The organism is Brevundimonas sp., assembly GCF_050729455.1.
Taxonomy (GTDB): Bacteria; Pseudomonadota; Alphaproteobacteria; order Caulobacterales; family Caulobacteraceae; genus Brevundimonas.
Genome location: NZ_JBOHLI010000075.1, coordinates 1 through 9,715, shown reverse-complemented (window position 1 = coordinate 9,715; position 9,715 = coordinate 1). Strand labels below are relative to the sequence as shown.

Genomic DNA, 9,715 nt, shown 5'->3' with positions numbered 1-9,715 from the left:
ACCCCCAGCAGGGTGAAGACGTGTAGCGGATAGACCCGCGCCATCCGCGCCCACAGGAAGCCGCGATAAGAGAACCGCTTCTCGGCGAAGGCGTGCAGATAGACGTGGCTGAGGATGAAGCCCGACAGGACGAAGAAGAGCTCGACGCCCAGATAGCCCTTGGCCGCCAGGTTCGGCAGGAAGCCGACGTCCAGATTGGGCCAGAAAGTGTAGAGCACGACCCATAGCGCCGCCATGAATCGCAAGGCGGTCAACGGGCGAAGATCGACAGGCGTCGGGGTCATGCGGCCACCATAGGATAGCGCCGCTTTGGGAAGCGTTAAGCGGCCTGGGGCCTCAGCAGCAATTCCGGCGCCAAAATCTCGCCCTTTCGCTGCTCCCGGCGAAGGCCGGGATGAGCGGGGGCTTACTCGACCCGCCCGCTTTCGCCGGCCTTCTCGATCGCCGCGACGGCGGCGGCGCAGCCGGTCAGGCTCTCGCCTCCGATCTCGACCCTGGCGGTCAGGGGATAGGTGCGGTCGCTCATGCCGTCGGAGCAGTCGGTGGCCGTCAGGGTGACGACCAGCGGGGTCTTGGCCTCGGTCTCGGTGGTCCAGATCGCCACCGTGCCCTGCAGCGCCGGGCCGGGGTTGGCGGCCTTCTGCTCGGGGCGGTCGACGCCGGAATAGGTCAGGCCCGTCGCCGTGATCTCGACGGCCCAGAAGGGTTCGGTTCCCAGCACTCGCAGCGGCTGGTCCAGATCGACGCCGGCCAGGGCGCGCGGCTCGGCCGGGGCGGCGGGGGCCTTGTCGGCCGCCGGTTGCGAACAGGCCGCCAACGCAGCAGCAGCGGCTACAGCGGCGAAAAGAGGGGCGAGGCGCATGGCGGGCTCCGTTTCAGGTCGATCGTCAGGAACCGCAGGCGCGATCCCCGGTCAAGGGCAGGCGCCAAACGCTTTTCCCTGCGCTATGGTGCCGGACATGACGAATCGCGTCGCCGCCCCTTCCGTTCCCCTGACCGCCTGCGAGTTCTTCGCGGGGGGCGGGCTGGCGGGCCTGGGTCTGTCCAGAGGCTTGGCCGGGTTCGACACCATCTTCGCCAACGACATCGACGCCATGAAGGCCCGCGCCTTTCGCGCCAACCACGCCGGGACCCTGCTGGCCGAGGGCGACGTCTGGGATCTGACCCCCGCCGACATCCCCGGAACGCCGGACCTGTGCTGGGCCTCGTCGCCCTGTCAGGACGTCAGCCTGGCGGGCGCGCGCGGCGGGCTGAAGGCCGTGCGCTCGGGCGCCTTCTGGGGCTTCTGGAAGCTGATGCAGGGGCTAGACCTTGAGGGCCGCGCCCCGCGCATCATCGTCATCGAGAACGTCGCCGGCCTACTGACTTCGGGCGAGGGGCGGGACTTCGAGGCCGTCTGCGCCGCCATGGTCGAGGCCGGCTATCGCGTCGGCGCGCTGGAAATGGACGCGGCCCTGTGGCTGCCCCAGTCGCGGCCGCGGCTGTTCGTCGTCGCCATGCGCGGGGTCGAGGGACCGACGGCGACCGCGCCGAGCGGGCCTTTCCATACGCCGCGCCTGATCGCCGCCCATGCCCGCCTGTCCGAGGCGGTTCAGGCCTGCTGGGCCTGGTGGGCCCTGACGCCGCCGCCGCGCCGCAATCTGGACCTGTCTGCGGTGCTTGAGCCCAAGGTTCCGGTTTTCACCAAGGCTCAGACCAGGACCCTGCTGGCCATGCTGTCGCCGCTGCACAAGGCGCGGCTGGACGCGGTCCTGGCCTCGGGCGAGCGCCGCGTCGGCGCGGCCTTCCGCCGGGTGCGCACCCTGGACGGGGTCAAGCATCAGCGGCTGGAGCTGCGCTTTGACGGCCTGGCGGGCTGTTTGCGAACGCCCTCGGGCGGCTCTTCGCGTCAGTATGTGGTGATCTGCGACAAGGGAAAGGCAAGCATGCGCCGCCTGACCGGGCGCGAGGCGGCGCGGTTGATGGGGGTGTCGGACGACTATGTCCTGCCGGCCAGCGAAAGCGCGGCGCTGAAGCTGATGGGGGACGCGGTGGCCGTGCCGGTGGTCGAGGCCCTGTCGCGGCAGTTGTTCGAGCCGGCGCTGGGCATCGTGGGCGAGGGCGGGGCGGCTGCCGCCTAATAGAGCGTCTCGTCGTCTTCGGCCTCGTCCCGGCCGGGGTCCAGCCGGTTGTCGACCCGGTCGTCCCAGCCCTCGCGATCCGAGTGGAAGGCCAGGGCCATCAGCAGCCAGGCCAGGCCGACCGTGCCCAGCACGCCCAGCCCCATGGCGATCCAGCCATGAACGGACATCGGTCCGCCGCCGATCAGCCGCCAGTATCCGGCCAGACCGAGGGTGGCGGCTGCGGCGATCACGACCGCCAGGCCGAGGGCCAGCAGGAAACGTCCCGCCCGACCTTCGGCCCGGGGCGTTTTCATCGCTTCAGATCAGCGCTGGACCCACTGGCCCGCGGCGTTCTTGTACCACTGGCCCGAGCTGATGCGGGGGAAGAGCTGGGTCTCGAACATCCGGGCCCCGGCCACTTCGGCCGAGGTGCCGGCGTCGGCGGCGCTGCGGGTGTAGGCCTGGCGACGACCGGCGTTGGTCGCGCTGACCGCGGCCTGGGTGTCGGGCGCCACCGAGGTGCGGACGCCGAGGAAGCCGTCGGCCTGTTCGCCGACCGAACCTGCGGCCTTGGCCTGGTCGACCAGGGCCTTCTGCGAGGCGGTCTGGGCCACGGCGGCGCCGGCGGCCACGCCGAGGGCGGCGACAGCGGCGACGGCGACGAAGAGCTTGCGGTTGGTCATGTCAGCCCCTTTTCGTTCAGAACAGGTTGGGGTTCTCGCGCAGGAGGTTCTGCAACTCCTGGTCGAGCTTGATGCGAATGTCGGCGTCCAGCTTGGCGTAAATCTGCAACGGCTCGCTGAATTTGATGTTCACCGTGGGCGAGCAGGCGGCGACGCTGACGGCGGCGAGGCCGAGAACGACGGCGATCTCACGCTTGCTGATCATGGGGCCGATCTCCGAAGGCGGCGGTTAAGGTCGTGACGATCTAACGCCGCCGCGGGTGAATGGGTTCTGAACAAAGCGGCGCCGTAGCTCAAGGTGTTTCCTTCGCAGGGTCGGGCTCGGGCGTGGGCGCCGGGTCTGGTGTTTGGGCGGCGCCGTTGGCGGACTTGCCCCATTCCAGCAGGTCGTTGACGATCTGGTTGGCGTTCCAGGTGGTGTCCAGCGTCAGGTCGATCGGGGTGTCGGACGGCAGGGGCAGCTTCTTCTTGAGGAAGTCGCGGCGGATCACCTCCATCCAGCCCAGGCGCAATTGCTGGCGTTCGGGCGGATCGTGGCGGCCGTGGATGCGGAAGCGAACCCCCAGCCGTCCTTCGTCCAGGCTGTTGACCTCGGCGCTCAGGTCGCTGATCGCCAGGTCCTGCATCGCCTGATAGGCCAGATCCTGCATGGTGTTGGGCGGCAGGGCGGCGCCGTCGGCCGCGCCGCCACCGGCCGCCAGGTCGTCGAACACCTCGGGCTGGATCGACAGGCGACCGGGGCGCACCGCGTTCAGCACGCCGCCGACGATCCGCCAGCCTGCGTCGGGGGCGTAGGTGAAGGGCAGGCGGCCGGACACCACGGCGTCCAGCTCGGCCTTCTCCTGAAGATTGGCGCTCTTCATCAGCTCGTTCAGCTGGACCTCTTCGACCACGATCACCCCGCCCCAGGGCTGGCCCGGCGACAGCGGCACGGCGAAGGGTTCGATGCTGATGCGGCCCCCGGCCACGTCCAGCTTGCCGCCCGCCAGATGCAGGGCCTCGGCGTCGAGCATGAATTTCAGGTCGAGGTCGGTCAGCGGCGTGACCGTCTCCAGCCGGTCGACCGTCAGCACCTGATCGGGCGCGGTGATCAGCGGCGTCAGGCTGGTGAACTCCACCAGGCCCTTCAGGCCCTTCACCTTGCCGGCGGGGCTGGTGAAGTCGAGGCCGGTCGTGGTCAGGACGCCGGCGCTGGCGGCACCGTCCGGCGTCCAGTCGAACCGCCCCTCGAACCCGGCCGAACCCTCGACCGGCGACTTCAGATAGTCGGCGGCCAGGGGGCTGAGGTCGTCGGGCTGCAGGCCGTGTTCGGTGAAGGTCAGGTTCGGGGCGCTGATGCTCACGCCGCCCGCCTCGGTCCGGCCGTCGTGGCGCAGGTCGAGGCGGCCGACCGCATGGCTCAGTCGCGTCAGGTCGAATCCGCCGCTCCAGACGTCGTTGGCCAGCTTCGCCTCGCCGGTCGCCGTCAGCGGCAGGAAGCGCTGCGGATCGGTGGTGTCGGCGACCTGGGCCCGGGCGACGGTCGCCGTCATCGACAGGCCGGCGGGCTGGCCGTCCACGACCAGTCGTCCCTGCGCGTCGGCGAAGCGCATGGCCAGGAAGGGGGCGGTCGCGCTGACGTCGGCCAGCGACCCTTGCGCGCGCCAGCTGCCGTTCGCGACGGTGATCAGCGGGGCGGTTGTGGGACAGAAGCGGCCCGCGAGGTCGGTGACGTCGTTCTCGCCCAGTTCCAGCCGCTCGACGCTGACGGGGATGCAGTCCTGCGCAATGTAGGTCAGCCGCCCGTCGCTGGAGGCCAGGTCGCCCCGGGTCGACAGGGCGATGCCGCGGCCGGGTCCGAAGTCCAGCGCCGCCTTGCCCTCCAGTCGGGCGCGGAAGCCGCCCGATGTCAGGCTCCACGACGGCACGGCGAACTGGGCCTCGGGCAGGCCGCCGCCGCGCTGTGAGGTCAGGCTCAGGGCGCCGCCGCCCGACTGGCCGGATTCGGCGGCGAACAGGGGCGTCCTGGCCGGGGAGAGCGTCAGCAGACCGCCGTTGGCCGGGCGCGCCGTGACCGGTCGGGTCAGGGTCAGTTCGGTTCCCGCGCTGCCGGTGGCCAGTCTCAGCCCCGGCGCGTCGATGGCGAAGGCCCCCAGCGCCCGCTTCAGTTCGGCCAGTTCCGGCAGGTCGTCGGCCGTCGGCGCCCCGAAGCCGGGCCAGGCGGCGCGCGGCGCGGCCAGCGACCCGGTCGCCGTCACCCGGGTCACGCCGTCGCGCACCACGTCCAGCCCCAGTCGCCCGCGCGCCTCGTTCAGGATCAGGTCGCCCGCGGCCAGCCGCCCGGCCGCCAGGGCCAGCGGCCCCTGGACCTCGAAGGCGTCGTCGCGCCCGCCCGCCGTCAGGTTCGAAGACGTCAGCATCGCCTGGGTCAGCCGCGTCCCGCCGACAGAGCCGCTGTCCAGTCGGACGGCGGCCGGCGAGGCGACGCGCCATTCCAGCCCGCGTTCACCGCGCGCCACCGTGACGTCGGCGCGGTTCAGGGCGAGGTCGGCGCCGCGCGCCTCCAGTCCCGGACCGGTCAGGCGTTGGGCGCGCACCCGCGTCTGGCCCTCGCCGGTAATGCGGAAGGTTTCGATCCAGCCCTGGGTCTGGCCGTCGAAGTCCAGCGAGGCTTCTGCGGTTCGTCCCTCGATCCCGCCCGCCGTCAGGGCGTCGGCGGTCAGGTGGGCGGCGACGACGGCGCGGCCGTCGCCGCGACGGGTCTTCAGGTCGGGATAGGGCAGGTCGCCGGTCAGGTTCAGCCGGGCCGCGCGGCCTCCCGCGCCAGCGGTCGCGAACTGCTCTGCCTCGGCCTCGATCTTCAGCGCCACGCGGTCCCCGACAGTGGTCAGGTCGACGACGGCGCTCAGGCCGCGCGCCTCGGTCTTTCCGCTCTTGAGCGAGGCGGCGGGCAGGCGGGCGCGCAACCGCATCAGCTTGCTGTCGTCGACGCGGGCGTCGGCCAGGATTTGCAGCGGCCCGTATTCGGTGTCGATGCGGGCGCGGCCGCCCTCGACGATAACCAGGGGGGCCGGCTGGTCGGGGCGCGGCGGCCGGGCCATGAACTCCTCGACCAGAGGGTCCAGCGAACCCAGCGACAGCTTGCCCTTCTTCCAGCTGGCCCGGGCCAGGGGCCGGACCAGGCGGATGCGGCTGGGGGTCACGCCCAGACCAGCCTTGGACCAGGGCATCCCCAGGGCGTAGTCGACCTCGACCCGTTCGACCTTGAAGTCGGGATTGCGCGGGTCGCCGATGCTGATTTTTCCGACGAAGCCGTCGATTTCCAGCTGCTCCACCTCGACGTCGGCGTCGATCCCCTTGCGTTCCAGCCAGCCGGTCAGCAGCTCGCGCGCGGCGGCGCGCCGGTTCAGATAGAGGGCCGCCGCCAGCACGATCAGCAGCAGCAGGCCGATCAGCAGGACGGTCAGCGCTCCCCTGGCGACAGAGCGACGGCGCGGTCGGGGCTTGGAGGCGGGGGCGTCGTCGGTCAAAGGCGCTCGGCGTTCAGGGGAAGGAGGCGGCAACAACGCCACAGAATGGTCAGGGACAACAGTTGTTGCCGCATGAACACTGGAGCGTGGCGCTTCAGTCACTGCTCAGTCAAGCAAGGCGAGAAGAGGGCCGCTCGCGTCGGATGATTCAGGAAAAACAGTGGAATACTTGGCCTGTCGCGCCCCGGGTTAACCAATTGTAACCTTCCCGCTTCCCAAGATGGGACGGGCGGGCTATATTGCTCGCTTCGCGTTTCCGGGGGGACCTGGGCGCGATCCATGATTCGAGTGGTTTGGCGCCAGTAGGGCGTCGTCGTTTGCCGGGGACCGATGGCTCAGTTCGATCCGCGCCGCCAGCCCATGCGGCTTGCGCCGTATTTCCTGACCACGGCTGCAGCCGTGACCATCGCTCTCGTGGCGGGCCAAGCCTATGAACCTGTGCGCGCCGAAGAAGTTCCGGCGCTGACGTCGGAACAGATCGCCTATCTCGAGACCCAGGCCTACGCCGCCGCCGGCGCGCCCGCCGGTCTGACGGCCCCCGAGGCCATCCCCGTTCAAATCCGTCGCGGCGAAACCTTCGAACAGGCCGTGCGCCGCACCGGCGTCGGCGCCGACGAAGCCAGCGCCGTGGCCGCCACCGTCGCCAGCGCCTTCGACCTCAAGGATCTGCGCGCCGGTCTGAAATTCGAGACCGCCGTGTCCAAGCCGCGCGGCGGCCGGGGCGACGCCCGCCTGATCGGCCTGACCATGCGCACCGGCCCGGCCAGCCAGCTGACCGTGTCGCGCAGCTTCGACGGCGCGCTTCGTCTGCGCGCCCTCGACGAAAAGGTGACGCACGAGACCGTCGTCGCCAACGACAAGGTCCAGCGTTCGCTGTCGGCCAGCGCCCGCGAACTGGGCGCCACCTCGGCGGTCGTGCGCCGCGCCAGCCAGCTGTTCGCGCACAAGTTCGATATGCAGCGCGACGTGCGCGCCTCGGACGAGTTCACCCTGGTCTTCGATCGTTCGGTGACCGAGGCCGGCCGCACGGTCGAGACCGGCGAACTGCTCTACGCCGAGCTCAAGGGCCACGCCTTCTATCGCTATCAGCGCCCCGGTGCGAAAACGGCCGAGTATTTCGACGCCACGGGCAAGAACACCCGTTCGGCCATGATGCGCACCCCGCTGCAGAGCTTCCGCCGGGTCAGCTCCAATTTCGGTTTCCGCACCCACCCCATCTCCGGTTACCGCAAGATGCACCAGGGGATGGATTTCTCGGCTGGCACCGGCACCCCGATCGTGGCTCCGGCCGACGGCGTGGTCGTGGAGGCCCGGCGCTGGGGCGGCTACGGCAACTGGCTGCGCATCCGTCACGCCAACGGTCTGGAAAGCGGATACGGCCACCTGTCGCGTTACGGCTCGGGCATCCGCGCCGGCCAGCGCGTCAGCCAGGGCCAGGTCGTCGCCTATGTCGGCTCGACCGGCGCCTCGACCGGCCCGCACCTGCACTATGAAATCTGGCGCAACGGCCAGCGGATCAATCCGTCCGGCATCAAGACCCAGGAAGGCACGGTTCTGGCGGGCTCGGACCTGGCCGCCTTCCGCGCCGAGAAGGCCCGCATCGACCGCATCATCGCCGCCGGCGGCCAGCGCCGCCCCGTGGTGCAGCAGGCCGCGGTCTCGGGTCTGCGCTCCGTCGAAGGCTGACGGGCGCGGATTGACGGTGGGGGCGTCGCGCCCCTTCCTATCCGACAAGAACCGGCGTCCGGCCCTGGGTCGGGCACTGGACGCCGTGCACGCGCACGTCGGCCTCGCCCAGCTTCAGGCCCAGCAGGTCCAGCAGGGGCTGAACCACGCCGTCCAGCACCGGTCCCACCGGCGTCAGCAGCACGCCGACGGCCTTGACCAGATTGCCCAGGCCCAGCACCAGGGGGCCGACCTCGACATCCGGTTCGAGGTCTTGGATCAGGCTGACGATCAGGCCGTTCACGAAGCCGCGTGAACGAACGGATTTGACGTCCTGGCTGGCGATGTCCTCGGCGTTGAAGGTGACATCGGTCCAGTCCGTGTCGGCGATGTCGACATCAGCCTTGGCCTTGATGACGACCAGTCCGGCCAGGGCGGACAGGATGGTGGCCTGCGAGGTGGCCAGCGGCGCCTTGAAGTTTTTCAGCTTTGACTCGTCGATGATCCCGATACGGGCGCGCGCGACGCCCGGCCGCACGGCCAGGGTGACGGTCCGCGCGCCGTCGCAGGTGATCCGCTTCAGCCTGGCTTCGGACGCGGCCGCCTCGACCAGGATCGGCAGCTTGACCTGAGCCAGCCCCGCCAGCGCCTGCGCCGTCGTGGCCTTGAGGTAGATCCGGGCCTGGGCTGTGCGGATGATGGGTTCGCCCTTGCCGGTGATGGTCAGCCAGGGCGACTTGTTGGGCCGTTCGCCGATGGCCAGCATGATGTCGAGGTCGGCCAGACCCGCGCGCGCGCCCAGGTCCAGCGCCACCTGACGGTCGCCGTTGGCGGTCTCCAGCGAGGCCATGATCAGGTCAAGGGCGGAGACGTCGGCGTTCAGCGCCTCGCGCAGCCCCTGTCTGGCGTCGGCCTCGACGCCGATCAGGTCCTTCAGCTTCAGTTTGGCGTCGACCGGGGCGCGGGTCAGTTTGCTCAACGCGGACTGGGCGCCGGCGCCGGCGATGGGCTCCAGCACCCTCAGCGCCTGCCCGGCCGTGACCTCCTGCTGCAGCAAGGCGTCGTAGTCGCCCGCCGTCAGGCCGATGTCCGTCGCCAGGGCGTCCGAGAACTGCAGCAGATTGACCTGGGCTCCGGCCAGGGCGCGGTAATCCATCACCGTCAACGACACGTTTGAGCCCAGCAGGCCCGACAGCAGGGCGTTGGCCAGACCCCCGTCCAGACTGGCCAGCCGCGAGCCGATCGAGAACATGGCCTGGGGTTGGCCGCCGGGAATGGCGGCGGTGGCGGTCTTGCGCACGGCGACGCTGTCGCGGTTCAGGATCCAGCGCCCGAAGAACAGGGGAGCGGGCGCCGTCACCGAGACCCGGGCGGCGTTGGGCTCGCTCGCCCCGGCGCTGAAGCGGTCCTTCGGGGCGATGCGGGGGTCGGCCACATAGCCGCCCTTGACCACGCTGACCGTCTGGACGTCGGACAGGTTGGCCGAGGCCGTGGCGCGGGCGGCGGCGTCGGCCTGAGCCAGGTTGTGGGCGGCGGCCATGGCCGACAGGTCGGCGGTCCCCTGGATCTGGCGCGCCTTCAGCGAAACCGAGCCCACGTCGACCGCCAGGGCCGCCAGGACGCACATCACCCCCCCCCGAAGGCGGCGGTCATGATGGCGACGCCGCCTCGGTCGTCCGTCAGCCAGCGACGGGCGGCCATCTCAGTAGCCCCCCAGGCGGACCACCGCCGTCCGGTGAATGATCCTCGGCGGAGA

9 protein-coding genes are annotated in these 9,715 nt (G+C 70.6%); 2 read left to right on the top strand and 7 right to left on the bottom strand.

Annotated elements, in window-relative coordinates; all coding sequences use genetic code 11:
- Positions 1-284: acyltransferase family protein (locus ACREEF_RS14635; protein WP_431566304.1), on the bottom strand; the 284-nt coding region annotated here is incomplete at its 3' end.
- A gap of 122 nt (positions 285-406) precedes the next feature.
- Positions 407-862 carry a COG3650 family protein gene (locus ACREEF_RS14630; protein WP_431566303.1) on the bottom strand — a complete coding sequence of 152 codons (456 nt, stop codon included), beginning with the start codon at positions 860-862 and terminating at the stop codon, positions 407-409.
- A 97-nt stretch (positions 863-959) separates the two neighbouring features.
- Between ACREEF_RS14630 and ACREEF_RS14625 the strand changes: the two genes are divergently transcribed.
- The gene (locus ACREEF_RS14625) at positions 960-2,120 is read left to right on the top strand and encodes a DNA cytosine methyltransferase (protein WP_431566302.1); all 1,161 of its coding nucleotides are present in this window, start codon (positions 960-962) and stop codon (positions 2,118-2,120) included.
- On the opposite strand, the gene ACREEF_RS14620 is transcribed toward ACREEF_RS14625, so the two are convergent.
- The 4 genes from ACREEF_RS14620 to ACREEF_RS14605 all read right to left on the bottom strand — a co-directional run bounded on the left by ACREEF_RS14620 (position 2,117) and on the right by ACREEF_RS14605 (position 6,294).
- A complete protein-coding gene (locus ACREEF_RS14620) occupies positions 2,117-2,416 on the bottom strand; it encodes a hypothetical protein (protein ID WP_431566301.1) in 300 nt (99 codons plus the stop codon). The genes ACREEF_RS14625 and ACREEF_RS14620 overlap by 4 nt on opposite strands.
- Before the next feature lie 9 nt (positions 2,417-2,425).
- Positions 2,426-2,785 carry a YdbL family protein gene (locus ACREEF_RS14615; protein ID WP_431566300.1) on the bottom strand — a complete coding sequence of 120 codons (360 nt, stop codon included), beginning with the start codon at positions 2,783-2,785 and terminating at the stop codon, positions 2,426-2,428.
- A 16-nt stretch (positions 2,786-2,801) separates the two neighbouring features.
- A complete protein-coding gene (locus ACREEF_RS14610) occupies positions 2,802-2,990 on the bottom strand; it encodes a YnbE family lipoprotein (protein ID WP_431566299.1) in 189 nt (62 codons plus the stop codon).
- An 88-nt stretch (positions 2,991-3,078) separates the two neighbouring features.
- Positions 3,079-6,294: an intermembrane phospholipid transport protein YdbH family protein gene (locus ACREEF_RS14605; protein ID WP_431566298.1), complete on the bottom strand. Its 3,216-nt coding sequence runs from the start codon at positions 6,292-6,294 to the stop codon at positions 3,079-3,081.
- A gap of 330 nt (positions 6,295-6,624) precedes the next feature.
- Between ACREEF_RS14605 and ACREEF_RS14600 the strand changes: the two genes are divergently transcribed.
- Positions 6,625-7,980, top strand: coding sequence for a peptidoglycan DD-metalloendopeptidase family protein (locus ACREEF_RS14600; protein ID WP_431566297.1), 1,356 nt, complete (start codon positions 6,625-6,627; stop codon positions 7,978-7,980).
- 37 nt (positions 7,981-8,017) lie between these two features.
- On the opposite strand, the gene ACREEF_RS14595 is transcribed toward ACREEF_RS14600, so the two are convergent.
- Positions 8,018-9,586, bottom strand: coding sequence for a TadG family pilus assembly protein (locus ACREEF_RS14595; protein WP_431566296.1), 1,569 nt, complete (start codon positions 9,584-9,586; stop codon positions 8,018-8,020).
- Between the last annotated feature and the right edge of the window lie 129 nt (positions 9,587-9,715).